This window comes from Hydrogenophaga sp., from assembly GCF_051858985.1.
In the GTDB taxonomy this organism is placed as follows: Bacteria; Pseudomonadota; Gammaproteobacteria; order Burkholderiales; family Burkholderiaceae_C; genus Hydrogenophaga.
Genome location: NZ_JBHYGM010000004.1, coordinates 284,711 through 299,405 on the forward strand (window position 1 = coordinate 284,711; position 14,695 = coordinate 299,405).

The 14,695-nt window shown below is 67.1% G+C and carries 14 protein-coding genes; 5 read left to right on the forward strand and 9 right to left on the reverse strand.

The window, feature by feature from the left end:
• Nucleotides 1-25 precede the first annotated feature (25 nt).
• Genes ACTIEY_RS18335 through ACTIEY_RS18345 form a run of 3 tightly spaced genes read right to left on the reverse strand, consistent with a single transcriptional unit; the run spans nucleotide 26 to nucleotide 4,296 of the window.
• A complete protein-coding gene (locus ACTIEY_RS18335) occupies nucleotides 26-1,567 on the reverse strand; it encodes a methyl-accepting chemotaxis protein (protein WP_439520586.1) in 1,542 nt (513 codons plus the stop codon).
• 37 nt (nucleotides 1,568-1,604) lie between these two features.
• On the reverse strand, nucleotides 1,605-3,737 hold the full coding sequence (locus ACTIEY_RS18340) for a methyl-accepting chemotaxis protein (RefSeq protein ID WP_439520587.1): 2,133 nt from the start codon (nucleotides 3,735-3,737) through the stop codon (nucleotides 1,605-1,607).
• Nucleotides 3,738-3,768: 31 nt separating this feature from the next.
• Nucleotides 3,769-4,296, reverse strand: a complete 528-nt coding sequence (locus ACTIEY_RS18345; RefSeq protein ID WP_439520588.1) for a chemotaxis protein CheW — start codon at nucleotides 4,294-4,296, stop codon at nucleotides 3,769-3,771.
• Between the two features lie 204 nt (nucleotides 4,297-4,500).
• Here ACTIEY_RS18345 and ACTIEY_RS18350 point away from each other — a divergent pair, with 204 nt between their 5' ends.
• The gene (locus ACTIEY_RS18350) at nucleotides 4,501-5,190 is read left to right on the forward strand and encodes a transglutaminase-like domain-containing protein (protein WP_439520589.1); all 690 of its coding nucleotides are present in this window, start codon (nucleotides 4,501-4,503) and stop codon (nucleotides 5,188-5,190) included.
• On the opposite strand, the gene metW is transcribed toward ACTIEY_RS18350, so the two are convergent.
• Entirely contained in the window at nucleotides 5,182-5,763 is a 582-nt protein-coding gene (metW, locus tag ACTIEY_RS18355) for a methionine biosynthesis protein MetW (RefSeq protein WP_439520590.1), read from the reverse strand. The genes ACTIEY_RS18350 and metW overlap by 9 nt on opposite strands.
• The gene (metX, locus tag ACTIEY_RS18360; RefSeq protein WP_439520591.1) at nucleotides 5,760-6,995 is read right to left on the reverse strand and encodes a homoserine O-acetyltransferase MetX; all 1,236 of its coding nucleotides are present in this window, start codon (nucleotides 6,993-6,995) and stop codon (nucleotides 5,760-5,762) included. The genes metW and metX overlap by 4 nt, the downstream gene beginning before the upstream one ends.
• A 384-nt stretch (nucleotides 6,996-7,379) precedes the next feature.
• Between metX and ACTIEY_RS18365 the strand changes: the two genes are divergently transcribed.
• On the forward strand, nucleotides 7,380-7,796 hold the full coding sequence (locus ACTIEY_RS18365; protein ID WP_439520592.1) for an RNA recognition motif domain-containing protein: 417 nt from the start codon (nucleotides 7,380-7,382) through the stop codon (nucleotides 7,794-7,796).
• A gap of 88 nt (nucleotides 7,797-7,884) precedes the next feature.
• Here ACTIEY_RS18365 and ACTIEY_RS18370 read toward each other — a convergent pair whose 3' ends face one another.
• The 4 genes from ACTIEY_RS18370 to ACTIEY_RS18385 are packed head-to-tail and all read right to left on the reverse strand — an operon-like array spanning nucleotide 7,885 to nucleotide 10,902.
• Nucleotides 7,885-8,688, reverse strand: a complete 804-nt coding sequence (locus ACTIEY_RS18370; protein ID WP_439520593.1) for an SDR family oxidoreductase — start codon at nucleotides 8,686-8,688, stop codon at nucleotides 7,885-7,887.
• On the reverse strand, nucleotides 8,685-9,356 hold the full coding sequence (gene lptC, locus ACTIEY_RS18375; RefSeq protein WP_439520594.1) for an LPS export ABC transporter periplasmic protein LptC: 672 nt from the start codon (nucleotides 9,354-9,356) through the stop codon (nucleotides 8,685-8,687). Before lptC ends, ACTIEY_RS18370 begins: the two co-directional genes overlap by 4 nt.
• Complete coding sequence (locus ACTIEY_RS18380; RefSeq protein ID WP_439520595.1) at nucleotides 9,353-9,907, reverse strand: KdsC family phosphatase; 555 nt, start codon at nucleotides 9,905-9,907, stop codon at nucleotides 9,353-9,355. Before ACTIEY_RS18380 ends, lptC begins: the two co-directional genes overlap by 4 nt.
• Nucleotides 9,904-10,902, reverse strand: a complete 999-nt coding sequence (locus ACTIEY_RS18385) for a KpsF/GutQ family sugar-phosphate isomerase (RefSeq protein ID WP_439520596.1) — start codon at nucleotides 10,900-10,902, stop codon at nucleotides 9,904-9,906. The genes ACTIEY_RS18380 and ACTIEY_RS18385 overlap by 4 nt, the downstream gene beginning before the upstream one ends.
• Nucleotides 10,903-10,965: 63 nt before the next feature.
• On the opposite strand from ACTIEY_RS18385, the gene ACTIEY_RS18390 reads away from it, so the two are divergent.
• The 3 genes from ACTIEY_RS18390 to ACTIEY_RS18400 all read left to right on the forward strand — a co-directional run bounded on the left by ACTIEY_RS18390 (nucleotide 10,966) and on the right by ACTIEY_RS18400 (nucleotide 14,671).
• Nucleotides 10,966-12,951 (forward strand): cation:proton antiporter, encoded by a 1,986-nt coding sequence (locus ACTIEY_RS18390; RefSeq protein WP_439520597.1) that lies wholly within the window; start codon nucleotides 10,966-10,968, stop codon nucleotides 12,949-12,951.
• Nucleotides 12,952-13,062: 111 nt separating this feature from the next.
• Entirely contained in the window at nucleotides 13,063-14,025 is a 963-nt protein-coding gene (locus tag ACTIEY_RS18395) for an MBL fold metallo-hydrolase (protein ID WP_439520598.1), read from the forward strand.
• 100 nt (nucleotides 14,026-14,125) lie between these two features.
• The gene (locus ACTIEY_RS18400; RefSeq protein WP_439520599.1) at nucleotides 14,126-14,671 is read left to right on the forward strand and encodes an adenine phosphoribosyltransferase; all 546 of its coding nucleotides are present in this window, start codon (nucleotides 14,126-14,128) and stop codon (nucleotides 14,669-14,671) included.
• Nucleotides 14,672-14,695 lie beyond the last annotated feature (24 nt).

The window sequence follows — 14,695 nt, forward strand, 5'->3', positions numbered from 1 at the left end:
TGTCGGGTTCGAAAAGTGGCGCCGGTTACAGACGGAACACCTGGACCACCTGACCCAGCCGGGCGGCCTGGTCTTTCAGGCTCTCGGCCGCGGCCGCGCTCTGCTCGACCAGCGCGGCGTTCTGCTGCGTCATCTGGTCCAGCTGCGTGACCGCCACGTTGACCTGGCCGATGCCATCGCTCTGCTCGCCCGCAGCCGCCGTGATCTCGCCAATGATGTCGGAGACGCGCTGCACCGAGCCCACGATCTCGCTCATGGTCTGGCCAGCATCGGCCACCAGCCTTGAACCGGTTTCCACCTTGTCCACGCTCGCCCCGATCAGGCCCTTGATCTCCTTGGCCGCCTGCGCGCTGCGTTGCGCCAGGTTGCGCACTTCACCCGCCACCACCGCAAAGCCCCGGCCCTGCTCGCCCGCGCGGGCAGCTTCCACCGCCGCGTTCAGCGCAAGGATGTTGGTCTGGAACGCGATGCCGTCGATCACGCCGATGATGTCGCTGATCTTCTTGCTGCTGTGGTTGATCTCGTCCATGGTGGTGACCACCTGGCCCACCACCTGGCCCCCGCGCACGGCGATCTCGGCCGCGCTGGCGGCGAGCTGGTTGGCCTGGCGCGCCGCATCGGCGCTCTGGCGCACCGTGCTGGTGAGCTCTTCCATGCTGGCTGCCGTCTCTTCCAGGCTGCTGGCCGCCTGCTCGGTGCGCGCGCTCAGGTCCTGGTTGCCCGAGGCAATCTCCACCGACGCCGTGTTGATGCTGTCGGTCGCGCTGCGCACCTGGCCCACGGTGCGGATCAGCGAGGTCTTCATCGCGCCCAGCGCATTGAGCAGGTCGCCGAGTTCGTCCTGGCGGTCGGTCTGCACGTTGCGCGTGAGATCGCCGGCGGCCACGGACGTGGCAATCGCCACGGCTTCATTCAGCGGCACCGTCACCGAGCGCGTGATGCGCCAGGCCACCAGCGTGGCCACCAGCACGGCAACCGCCGCGAGCAGCCCCAGCGCCCATTCCACCGTGCGCATGGTGGCGCGCGATGTGTCCACCGCCTTGTCGACCAGGCCCAGCTGGAAAGCCAGCAGCTCGCTTTGCGCACTGCCGTAGCGATCGGCCGCGGGCATCAAGCCGTCGGTCAACTGGCGGTTGGCGGCCTGCAGGTCACCGGCCTTGAGGGTGTCGAAGTAGGTCTTGCGCACATCGATGTAGGCCGTGCGAAGTTCGGAAATCCTGGCCAGCAGCGCCTTGCCTTCGGCGCTGCTGATCTCGGACTCCAGCGTCTTCTGCAGTTCGTTGATGCGTTTGGTGGTGTCCGCGATCATGGGCTTGAAGTACGCGTCCACCTCCGGGTCGGCACGGGACTTCGCCACCGCCAGCACGCGGTTGATGTTCAGGCGCGTGCTGGCCGCCCATTCGGCGGTGGCCGCCGCGCGGCTCTCCAGCTCCACCACGCGTTCCGTGGCGGCCTGAGCCTTGTTGAGCCCGTTCCAGGCGAGAGCCGTCACGATCAGCAGCAGCGCGAGCACGCTGGCAAATCCCAATGCCAGCCGCTGGCCCATTTTCAGTTGTTGAATGCGCACGAGTGATCTCCAGAGAACGGATGTCCGTCAAAAAAATTCAGAAACTTTCCCAGTCGCCTTCGGCGCTGGCGGGCGCCTTGGCGGCTTCGGGGCGGCTGGGCGGCTCCGCGGCGCGCTGAGGCGCCGGGGCAGAAGGCTTGCGCTCGGCAGGCCTGGACACGGCAGCGCGTGGCGCGCCGGCGGGAGCTGGTGCAGGTGCTGGCGTCGCACGAACGACCGGCGCGGCCACCGCCGTGGTCGCATCGCCGGTGCGGAACACGCGCACGATCTGGTCGAGCCGGGCGGCCTGGTCTTTCAGGCTCTCGGCCGCGGCCGCGCTCTGCTCGACCAGCGCGGCGTTCTGCTGCGTCATCTGGTCCAGCTGCGTGACCGCCACGTTGACCTGGCCGATGCCATCGCTCTGCTCGCCCGCAGCCGCCGTGATCTCGCCAATGATGTCGGAGACGCGCTGCACCGAGCCCACGATCTCGCTCATGGTCTGGCCAGCATCGGCCACCAGCCTTGAACCGGTTTCCACCTTGTCCACGCTCGCCCCGATCAGGCCCTTGATCTCCTTGGCCGCCTGCGCGCTGCGTTGCGCCAGGTTGCGCACTTCACCCGCCACCACCGCAAAGCCCCGGCCCTGCTCGCCCGCGCGGGCAGCTTCCACCGCCGCGTTCAGCGCAAGGATGTTGGTCTGGAACGCGATGCCGTCGATCACGCCGATGATGTCGCTGATCTTCTTGCTGCTGTGGTTGATCTCGTCCATGGTGGTGACCACCTGGCCCACCACCTGGCCCCCGCGCACGGCGATCTCGGCCGCGCTGGCGGCGAGCTGGTTGGCCTGGCGTGCCGCATCGGCGCTCTGGCGCACCGTGCTGGTGAGCTCTTCCATGCTCGCTGCGGTCTCCTCCAGGCTGCTGGCAGCCTGCTCGGTGCGGGCGCTCAGGTCCTGGTTGCCCGAGGCAATCTCCACCGACGCCGTGTTGATGCTTTCGGTCGCGCTGCGAAGGTCGCGCATCATGCCCAGGAAGCGCATGCGCATGCTTTCCACCTCGCGCACCAGGCGACCGATCTCGTCCTGGCGCTGGCTCGTGAAGGCATGGCTCAGGTCACCTTGCGCCACCGTGGTCACGGCCTGCGTGAGTTCACCCAGCGGCTGGCTCACGTTGCGGCGCACCAGCAGGTAGAGGCCGCCACCCAGCAGGATGGTGGTCAGCACCAGCATGGCCCACAGCGCGTACATGCTGCTCCAGTGGGAAGCCATGGCTTCCGTGTCGGACACCTCGGCCACGATCCACCAGCCGCCCGCTGAGGACTCGCGCTTGCTGACCCAGGGGTCGCGGATCTCGGCATTGAACAGCGGTGCGGCCTCGCGCACGAAGACCTGGGGAGACTCGCGCAGGGCGGTCAGCATGGCATCGGCGCCCGGGTTGACCTCGAGTACCTTCTTGCCTGCAGCGCTGGGGTGCGAGACAAAGACCGCATCGGCATTGCTCGAGCGGGGATCGATGATGTACGTGCCGCCGCTCTCGAAGAATCGGGCCTCACCCACCAGCTTGTCCAGCGACGCCTGGAAGTCGGCGATGTCAAAGCCGATGAAAAGGATGCCGACCACCTTGCCCGCTTCGTCGCGCAGTGCTTCGTAGTGCGTCATGTAGGGCTTGCCGAACAGCACCGCGCGACCGGTGTAGGCCTTGCCATCCAGCATGAGCGGGTAGGCGGGGTGGTTGCGCGCGAGCAGGGTGCCCATGGCGCGCTCGCCGTTTTCCTTTTTCAGCGACGTGCTCACGCGCTCGAAGTCATCGCCCTTGCGCATGAAGATGGTGGCCACACCGCCGTTGGTGCGGTTGAACGTGTCCACCTCCGAAAAGTCGCCATTGAGCAGCATGCCCCAGCTCTTGAGCATGCCGGAGGTGGCGTCGAGCTCGAATTTTTCTGCGAACTTCTGGCGGAACGGGCGGTACGCCCGGTCGGTCATCATGCGCGCGGTGGCGTCGAAAGCGTCGACGGAATTGGCCACCGAAGCGGCCTTGTCGCCGGCCCATTCGACCAGGCGATCGCGCGAACGGCTTTCGGCCACGACGGCCATCACGCCGCTGATGAGCACCAGCACGCCCGCAAGCATGGCCACGGACAACAGGGAGACCCGGCGTGCGACGGATGCGGTGGAAAGAGAGGGTGTGGTCATCGGTACAGGTCTCCGGTGAAGGGTCGCGATCTCACTGCAGCACTTGCGTGGCGTCCATCAGCCCCATGTCCTGGCTCGACATGAGCGCCTCGATGTCCATGAGGATCAGCATGCGTTCGCCCACGCTGGCAATGCCGGTGATGAAGCTGGTGTCCACGTTGGTGTTCATGTCGGGTGCGGGCTTGATGAGTTCGCCCGCCAGTTCGAGCACGTCCGAGACCGAGTCCACCACCGCACCCACCACACGACCACGCACGTTGAGCACGATGACCACGGTGAAGCCGTTGTATTCCACCTTGTCGCAACCGAGCTTGATGCGCAGGTCCACGACCGGCACGATCACGCCGCGCAGGTTCACCACACCCTTGATGAACGAAGGCGCGTTGGCAATGCGCGTGGGCTCTTCATAAGAACGGATTTCCTGCACGCGAAGGATGTCGATGCCGTATTCCTCGCCGCCGAGGCGGAAGGTCAGGAATTCGGCACTGGCCTTCAAGGCGGCGGCAGCGCGGGCGCTGTCCTGGCGGGCATTGGGGTGGGCTTCGCGGTGCATGTCCATGGAATCGGTCCTCGGTATTCGGGTTGGTCCTTGGAATATCGGCCAGGCAGCGCAGGGCTGAAGTCCGAAAAAACCAGACAAATCTTTGCCAATCGGCCGCCGGGCGCGCACGCGCCAGTACCAAAGTACACACCTTCAATGCGCGAGCGGGGACAAGGTCATCCAGGCGACTTTTGTTGTGGCCGGCTCTGTTAAGTTGTGCGCATGACCGACTCCGCCCTGCCCGGCCCGCAACACCTGGCCGCCACCCCTTTCGTCGACCACGACCACGCGGCGGTCCAGGCGTTTGCCCGTGAGCACGCGCAGGGCGGCACGCCACGCGAGCGCGCTGCCTCGCTGTACCTGGCGGTCCGGGACCGCGTGCGCTACGACCCCTATCGCATCGATCTCTCGCCGCAGGGCATGTCGGCCAGCCAGGCCCTGGCGCTCGGACACGGCTGGTGCGTGCCCAAGGCGGTGCTGATGGCCGCGGTCTGCCGGGCCGACGGAATCCCGGCGCGGCTGGGTTTCGCCGACGTGCGCAACCACCTCTCCACTGAGCGCCTGCGCAACACCATGGGCACCGATGTGTTCGTCTGGCATGGCTACACATCGATCTGGCTCGACGGCGCCTGGCGCAAGGCGACGCCCGCCTTCAACATCGAGCTGTGCGAGAAGTTCGGTCTGCTGCCGCTGGAGTTCGACGGCTCACACGATTCGCTCTACCACCCGTTCGACCGCGAGGGCCGCCAGCACATGGAGTACGTGAACGAACGCGGGGCCTTCGACGACCTGCCGCTGGCCGAGCTGTGCGAGAGCTTCCGGCACATCTATCCGGGCATGCCCACCGCCGACGCCGTGGCCGAGGGCGACTTCGCGGCCGATGCGGCGCGCGAAGCCGCGCGATCAGCTTGAGAAGCGGAACACGGCGGTGCTGGCCAGCAGGTTGGGCCAGGTGCGGATCTCCCGGCCTTCGTGCAGGCCGAAGCTGTCCTCGATGGTGAGGCCGTTGCGTCTGGCCAGCACCTCGAAGTCGGCATGCGTGCCCACCCGGATGTTGGGCGTGTCGTACCACTCATAAGGCAGCCGCTTGGTCACCGGCATGCGTCCGCGCAGCACGTGCAGGCGGTTGGCCCAGTGCGCGAAGTTGGGGAAGGCCACCACGCCCAGGCGCCCCACGCGCGCGGTCTCGCGCAGCATGGTCTCGGCGTTACGCAGGTGCTGCAGCGTGTCGATCTGCAGCACCACATCGAAGGCGTCGTCACCGAACATGGTGAGGCCGTCTTCCAGGTTGAGCTGCAGCACATTCACGCCGCGCCGCATGCAGGCCAGCACCTTGGCATCGTCGATCTCCACGCCATAGCCGGTGCAGGCGCGCGTGGACTGCAGCAACGCGAGCAGCGCGCCATCGCCGCAACCCAGGTCGAGCACGCGCGAGCCCGGCGGCACCAGGCGCGCGATGGAGTTGAGGATGGTCAGCTCGCTCATGCGGCCACTCCCTTCAGCGTGCCGGCCACTGCCTGGTCGAAGTAGGCACGCACGGCGCCGAGGTACCGCGGATCGTCGAGCAGGAAGGCGTCGTGCCCGTGCGGCGCGTCGATCTCGGCATAGCTCACCTCACGGCGGTTGTCGAGCAGGGCCTTGACGATCTCGCGGCTGCGCGCCGGCGAGAAGCGCCAGTCGGTGGTGAAACTGACCAGGAAGAACCGGGCCTGCGCACGAGCCAGGGCAGCGGTGAGGTTGCCATCGAAGTCGCGCGCGGGGTCGAAATAGTCCAGCGCGCGCGTGATCAGCAGGTAGGTGTTGGCGTCGAAGTATTCGCTGAACTTGTCGCCCTGGTAACGCAGGTAGCTCTCGATCTGGAACTCGACGTCCTGCGTGCTGTATCGGTAGGCGTCGAGGAGAGCAGCGCGATCCGGCGCCGGGCCGCCCCAAGCCGGATCAGCCCCCTCGGGAGGCAGCAAACCACGCGCTGCGGGGAGCGTGGGGGCCAGGTTCCGCCCGAACTTCTCGTTCATCACGTCGTCGCTCAGGTACGTGATGTGGCCGATCATGCGGGCGATGCGCAGGCCTCGTCTGGGCAGCGTCTCGTGGCGGAGGTAGTGGCCGTCGTGGAAGTCCGGGTCGGTCACGATGGCCCGACGCGCCACCTCGTTGAAGGCGATGTTCTCTGCCGTCAGGTTGGGCGCGCTGGCCACCACCACCGCGTGGCGCACCCGCTCCGGGTACTGCAGCGTCCAGGAGAGCGTCTGCATGCCGCCCAGACTGCCCCCCATCACGGCCGCAAGCGTCTCGATGCCCATGGTGTCCAGCAGCCGCGCCTGGGCATCGACCCAGTCTTCCACGGTCACCACCGGAAAGTCCGCGCCCCATGGCGAGCCCGTGGCGGGATTGGTGTGGGTGGGGCCGGTGGAACCGAAGCACGAGCCCAGGTTGTTGACGCCGATGACAAACCAGCGATCGGTGTCGACAGGCTTGCCCGGGCCGATCATGTTGTTCCACCAGCCCTCGCTGCGCGCCAGCGGCTGGCCATCAGGACCGGCATGCCAGCCGGCCACATGGTGCGAGGCATTGAGCGCGTGGCAGATCAGCACGGCGTTGGACCGGTCGGCGTTGAGCGTGCCGTAGGTCTCGACCACCAGCTCGTAGGCCGGCAGCATGGCACCGCTGCGCAGCTTCAGCGGTTCGGTGAATCGGAACGTTTGGGGTGTGGCGATCAAGGCAGCGTCCAGACCGGGCGCGAGCGCCCAATAAAAATCCCGGTGCCGCCAAGAGCGAGACCGGGAATCTCCCCTTTAGCGGCATTTCTAAAGCGCCCGCAATTCGGATCAAATCGGCGCTGAGGGCGGAGTATAAGTTCAAGCGGCACCTCCCGGGCGTCAGCACCAGTTTGGGGCCATGTTGTAAGCACGCATCGACGCCCTGGTGCGTTTGCACATCCTGAAAAATAGTTACTGTTTCCGCCGCATTCAGCGCATAATTGTCTGGCGAGTGCCCGAAACACTCGCTTTGACAAGTGATCGGTCGGTTTCGCGTGCTACAGGTTTTTGTGTGCTAACGGGGCTCCATCGCTATTTTCATCAGTGTTATTAGGAGTCCCATCCATGGGCAACAAACTGTACGTGGGCAATCTGCCCTACACCGTGCGCGACGAAGACCTCCAGCAAGCTTTCAGCGCCTATGGCTCTGTCAACAGCGCCAAGGTCATGATGGAACGCGATACCGGCCGCTCCAAGGGCTTTGGTTTCGTGGAAATGGGCAGCGATGCCGAAGCTCAGTCCGCCATTGAAGGCATGAACGGCCAGTCCCTGGGCGGCCGCAGCCTCGTGGTGAACGAAGCCCGTCCGATGGAAGCCCGTCCCCCGCGCAGCGGTGGCGGCGGCTTCGGCGGCGGTGGCGGCCGCAGCGGTGGCGGCGGCTTCGGTGGTGGCGGCGGCGGCGAAGGCGGTTTCCGCAGCCCCTACGGCGGCGGTGGCCGTCGTGAAGGTGGTGGCGGTGGTGGTGGCCGCGGCGGTTACTGATCGCCCACACCCGTCGGCCTGAGCCCGCGCCCTGCGCGGGTTCCACAGCAGACAGACAAAGCCCTGTGGCCCTGCCACAGGGCTTTTTTCATGCCCCTGTCTGTCGGTGCTTGCGCGGACGCCCTGCCAGCAGGCGATCGAAGAGTGCGTTGGGCAGCAGGCGCAGCAGCTTGGCCACCACCCCCATCTGCCAGGGAATCACGCGGTAGCTCGTGCGCGCCTCGATGGCGGCGAACGCGCGATCCGCAAAGGCTTCCGCGCTGAGCAGGAAGGGCATCGAGTAGCGGTTCTGCTGAGTGAGCGGCGTGTCCACATACCCTGGCAGCAAGGTCACCACCGCGACGCCGCTGCCGCGCAACTCGCCGCGCAGGCTTTCGCAGTAGGCGACCACCGCCGCCTTGCTCGCACAGTAGGCGGCATGCCCGGGCAGGCCCCGAATGGCGGCCACGCTGGCAATGCCCACCAGCGCGCCGCTGCCGCGAGCCGACATGCCCGTGACGAACGGGTGGAAGGTGGCGGCGAGACCCACGTTGTTGGTGGCGAGAAGCCGCGACATCACGTCGATGTCCTCCCTCACGGCCGTGTCCATGCCGATGCTCACGCCGGCGTTGGCGATCACCACATCGGGCACGCCCTGTGTGGCGATGCAGGCCTGGCCGGCAGCCACGATGCTGTCGGTATCGGCCACATCGGCGCCGTAGACACGGCACTGCACCGCATCGAAACCCTGGCCATCTGCCCACGTCTGCATCTCGGGAACGCGTCGGGCCACGAGGGCCAGCCGGTAGCCGGCGCGCGCGAACCGGGCGGCCAGCGCCTGGCCGATGCCGCTGGAAGCGCCGGTGATGAACACCAGCGGCTGTGCGGCATGAGGAGATTCACCTGCGTTCATCGGGGCTCCATCCGGACCTTGACTCGACCCTTGAAATTGGCCACCCGCTCGTCACCGACGTAGTCCAGGTTGTCGGCCTGCAGCTGGTCGGTGCCGCGGAACAGCGTGACCGGCTGATCGGACACCACCCGCTCGGGCGCGGTGTAGATGTGCAGGAACTCGCCGCGGAACTCCAGCCTCGGCACGGCTTCGCCGTTCGCGTTCACGCCGGCTTCGCGCACGACCACCGCGTTGCCTTCGAGCACGAATTCGGTGTTGTCGCCATTGGTGGTGATCAGGCGCGCACTGGCCAGGGTGGGCAGGCCGTTGAGCCCGATGTGACGGATGCGGCCGTTGTCGATCTGCACCGTGTCCGTGGCCGGGTAGTGGCGTGCCTCGATGCCATGAAGCTCGGTCTTGAGGACGCCGGCGACATCGAACACCTTCACCGAAAAACGGCGCATGAAGTAGTCCGGTTCGGTGCTGACCGGTCGTTCGGCTTCGGGCACATCCGCCACGGGTGTGGCACGCAGCAGCCAGTAGGACGCGAGCGCCAGCAGGCCCATGAGCAGCACGGGCAGGTAGATAGACAGGCTGTCGAGCCACTTGCGCTTGCGCCGGGGCGCGCGCGGCACGGTGGCCGTGGTGTCGACGCCTTCGAAGAAATCCAGGGGATCGGAGGTGCTCACCGCGAAGCCGCCTCCAGCTCGCTGGCGTAGGCGCCGCTGGCCACGAGCAGCAGGTCGCAGACATCACGCACCGCACCCGCGCCCGGCGCGCGTGCCGGAACGAAGTGCGCGATGGCCAGCACCTCGGCGTGCGCGGTGGCGGGCGCGCAGGCAAGCGCGGCGCGGCGCATCAGGGGCAGGTCGGGCCAGTCGTCTCCCATGGCGGCGGCGGCGCTCCAGTCCAGGCCCAGTTCGGCCAGGATCGCCTCGCCCGCCGGTGCCTTGTCTTCGGTGCCCAGGCGCAGGTGCTGCACGCCGAGGGCACCCAGGCGCAGGCGCAGGGCGGCGGAATCGCGACCACTGATGACCGCTGGTGTGATGCCGGCGCGCTGCAGCAGCTTGATGCCGTGGCCGTCGAGCGTGTGGAAGCGCTTGAGGGTCTCGCCCGCTTCGCTGATGTAGAGGCCCCCGTCGGTCAGCACGCCGTCCACGTCGAAGAACACGACGCGCACCGGCTGAGCCCGCAACAGCAGGGTCGGAGGGAACTCGAGCACCGGGCGCAGGGGTGTCATATGACCTTGGCGCGCATGAGGTCGTTGCTGTTGAGCGCGCCGAGCAACCGGCCCGCCTCGTCGACCACGAGCACGCTGGTGATGCGGCTGGTCTCCATCAGGCCTGCGGCCTCCACCGCCAGTGCATCGGCGCGCACGGTGCGGGGATGGGTGTGCATCACGTCCTTTGCCCGCAGGGCCCGCAGGTCGACGCTGTTGCCGGTCTTCTCGATCAGGCGACGCAGGTCGCCGTCGGTGAACACGCCCTGCAGGCGCCCGTCTGCGTCGACCACGGCGCACAGCCCGAGACCCTTGGCGCTGATCTCGCGCATCAGCTCCATGAGGCTGGTGTCCAGGCCGACCTGGGGTGACTCCGTTCCGCTGCGCATGACATCGCTCACGTGCGTGAGCAGCTTGCGTCCCAGCGAGCCGCCGGGATGCGAGCGGGCGAAATCGTCGGCCTTGAAGCCACGTGCGTCCAACAGCGCCACGGCCAGCGCGTCGCCCAGTGCGAGCTGCGCGGTGGTGCTGGCGGTGGGCGCCAGGTTGTGCGGGCAGGCTTCCTTTTCCACCGAGGTGTCGAGCACCACGTCGGCATGGCGGCCCAGCGTGGAATCGGCTCGGCCGGTGAGTGCCACCAATGGCACGCCCATGCGCTTGATGAGCGGCAGGATGGCGGTGAGCTCCTCGCTCTCGCCGCTGTTGCTGATGCCCAGCACCAGATCGACGCCGGTGATCATGCCCAGGTCGCCGTGGCTGGCTTCGGCGGGGTGAACGAACAGGGCAGGCGTGCCGGTGGAAGCCAGCGTGGCGGCGATCTTGCGCCCGATGTGACCGCTCTTGCCCATGCCCATCACCACCACGCGGCCCGTGACGGCGAGCATGCGTTGGACCGCATGCACAAAAGACTGGTCGGTCCGAAGCGCCAGGGCGCTCACTGCCTGCGCTTCGATTTCGAGGGTTTCCCGGCCCAGGGCCAGTGCGCGGACAGGGTCGAAGGTGGGCGGCAGGGACATGCCGACGATTATCGCCGCCGCCCTGCGGCGCAGTGCGGATGCGCCAAGTAACATCGCGGCCAGATGAATTCGCTGGACATCGCCCTCCTGTACCTCCTGGCCGCCGTGCTCGGGGTGGTGGGGTGCCGCATGCTGCGACTGCCGCCAATGCTGGGCTACCTGCTCGTGGGCGTGCTGATCGGGCCCAACGCCTTGGCGCTGGCGCAGGACTCCGGGGGCGTGCGCTACCTGGCCGAATTCGGCGTGGTGTTCCTGATGTTCGTGATCGGACTCGAGTTCAGCCTCCCCAAGCTGCGCGCGATGCGTCGCCATGTGTTCGGACTGGGCTTCTCGCAGGTGGTGCTGACCGTCCTGCTGACCACCCTGGCCTCGCTGGCGCTCACGCTGTTGCTGCCCCGCTGGTGGGACATCAGCTGGCAGACCGCACTGGCGCTGGGTGGGGTGATGGCCATGAGCAGCACCGCCATCGTGATCAAGATGGTGGCGGAGCGGCTGGAACTGGAGTCCGAGCATGGCAAGCGGGTGCTGGGCATTCTGCTGTTCCAGGATCTGGCCGTGGTGCCGCTGCTGGTGCTGATTCCCGCGCTGGCGGCCGATCCCGACGACCTGCTGATGGCGCTCGCCTGGGCCACCTTGAAGGCCGTGCTGCTGCTGGGCCTGCTGCTCACGGGCGGACAGAAGCTGATGCGCTGGTGGCTCACGCTGGTGGCGCGGCGCAAGAGCGACGAACTCTTCATGCTCAACCTGCTGCTCATCACGCTGGGGCTGGCCTGGCTCACCGAGCACGCCGGGCTTTCGCTGGCGCTGGGCGCCTTCGTGGCCGGCATGCTGATTTCCGAAACCGAGTTCAAGCACCAGGTGGAGACCGACATCCGGCCGTTTCACGACGTGCTGCTCGGCCTGTTCTTCATCACCATCGGCATGATGCTGGACTGGCGCCTCGTGCTGGACCGCTGGCCACTGGTGCTGCTGCTGTTCTCGGTGTCGGTGGGCTTCAAGCTGCTGCTGATCACCGGCCTCACGCGGGCCCTGGGTGCGCCCACCGGCGTCGCGTTGCGCACCGGGCTGTACCTGGCGCAGGCGGGCGAATTCGGTCTGGTGCTGCTCACCCTGGCGGGCAAGAACAACCTGGTGCCGCCGCAGCTCTTCAACCCCATCCTGGCGAGCATGGTCATCTCCATGCTGCTCACGCCCTTCGCCATCCTGTACGCCAACGCCATCGTGATCCGGCTGGTGGGCAGCGACTGGCTGATGCAGTCGGTGCAGATGACCAGCATCGCGCGCAAGGCCATCAACGCCGACAAGCACGTGATCATCTGCGGCTACGGCCGTTGCGGACAGAACCTGGCCCGGCTGCTGGAGGCCGAAGGCATCCCCTACATGGCACTCGACCTCGACCCCGACCGCGTGCGCCAGGCCGCAGCCGCCGGGCATTCCGTGGTGTTTGGCGACGCCGCACGCCTGCAGGCCCTGATGGCCGCCGGACTGCACCGCGCCAGCGCCCTGGTGGTGAGCTACCTGGACACCGCCAGCGCCATGAAGGTGCTGCGCCACACCCACGAACAGGCCGCCCACGTGCCCGTGGTGGTGCGCACCGTGGACGACGTCGACCTGGAAAAACTGCGCGCAGCAGGCGCCACCGAAGTGGTGCCCGAGGCAATAGAAGCCAGCCTGATGCTGGCCAGCCATGCCCTGGCGCTGGTGGGCGTGCCGATGCGGCGCGTGATCCGCGTGGTGCAGGACCAGCGCGATGCGCGCTACAACCTGCTGCGCGGCTACTTCCACGGTGCCGACGACGACGGCGCGGACGAGATCGACCATGAGCGCCTCAACACGGTGGCCATCCCGGCCGGGGGCCGCAACGTGGGCAAGACGCTGGATTCGCTGGCGCTCCATGCCATGGGCGTGCGGGTGGTGAGCCTGCGCCGCGCGAGCGGGCGGGCGCAGGCCGTCACGGATGACGTGTCCCTCGAAGGCGGCGACACCATCGTCATCAGCGGCAAGGCGCCGGCCCTTGCCCTGGCAGAAGAAAAGCTGCTGTCGCGCTGACGCGCTCGCCCCAAGTCCTGCACGCAGCAGGGGATATTCAGAACTTTAAGTTCGTTTGAATACCGATCAGTCTGTATGCTCGGCGGTTTTCAACCGCTCAGGAGCCCAGACATGATGGATCGCCGACTGTTTCTCGGGGCCGGTTTCGCCGGCGCTTCCGCGCTCACCTTCTCTTCGGTCTTTTCGCAGACCACGCCCAATCTGGGTGCGCCGGTCCTGCCCACGCCCGGTTTCAGGAAGATGAAGCTGGGCGCCATGGAGATCATTGCCCTGAACGACGGCGCACTGCGCCGTCCTCTCGGCGAGGAGTTCGTGCGGAACGCGCCGCTGGAGCAGGTCAAGGCCATGCTGGCCTCGCAGAGCCTGCCCACCGACTACGTGGACATCCCCTTCACGGCTTTCCTGGTGGTCAGCGGAGAGAACCGCTTCCTGATCGACACCGGTTTTGCCGACAACGGCCCGCCCACCACGGGACGGCTGCGCGCCAACCTTGCGGCGGCCGGCTACAAGCCCGAGGACATCAACCACGTCATCCTGAGCCACTACCACGGCGACCACATCAACGGCCTGCGCGCCAAGGACGGTTCGCTGGTGTTTCCGCGCGCGAAAGTGCACGTGCCCGCGCCGGAACATGCGTTCTGGATGGACGACGCGCGCATGAACGCCGCACCCCCTGCGATGCAGGGAGGCTTCCAGGCGGTGCGCCGGGTGCTGGGTGGCCTGCCGGCGGACCAGCTGGTGCGCTTCGAACCGGGCGCCGAGCTGGCGCCGGGCATCACTTCGTCGGCTGCATTCGGCCACACGCCGGGAATGAGCGTGTTCACGATCCGCTCGGAAGGACAATCTTTCATGTATGTGGCCGACGTGACCAACGTGCCGTCGCTGTTTGCCCGCAGCCCTGACTGGGCAGTGGCGTTCGACATGGACGCCGAAATGGCACGGCAGACGCGGCGGCGGGTGTTCGACATGCTGGTGAAGGAGAAAACGGTGGCCGGTGGCTTCCACTTCCCGTTCCCCGCGTTCGGCACGATGGAAGCGACCGGCAACGGCTACCAGTTCAAACCCATGGCCTGAACAGGGTCGCCATGGTCTCCCGCCCCGGCCTTCGCGCCGGGGTTTTTTTTGGTGCGAAGGCGGCGCCCATAATGGCCCCTGCTTCACGGAAACACCTCCCATGGACCATGCCACGTATTTCAAGGAACACATCCGCACCGTGCCCGACTGGCCAGCGCCGGGCGTGCAGTTTCGCGACATCACACCCCTGCTGCAGGATCCCGCGGTGTTCCGCAAGCTCATCGACACCTTTGTCCACCGCTACCAGGCCGCAGCGCTGCGGCCCACCGTGGTGGCGGGGCTCGATGCGCGGGGCTTCATCATCGGTTCGGTCGTGGCCTACCAGCTGGGTGTGGGCTTCGTGCCCATCCGCAAAAAGGGCAAGCTGCCCTTCACCACGGTGGAAGAAACCTATGAGCTGGAGTACGGCAGTGCCACGGTGGAACTGCACACCGACGCCGTGCGGTCTGGCGATCGGGTCGTGCTGATCGATGACCTGATTGCCACCGGTGGCACCATGATGGCGGGGCGCCGACTGCTGGAAAAACTGGGCGCCGAGGTCATCGAAGGCGCGGCCATCGTGGACCTGCCCGAACTCGGTGGTTCGGAGAAGCTGCGCGCCTCAGGCCTGCAGCTGTTCACCCTGGTGGATTTCGCCGGGCACTAGGACGCACCCCCGCCGCGCTTTGCC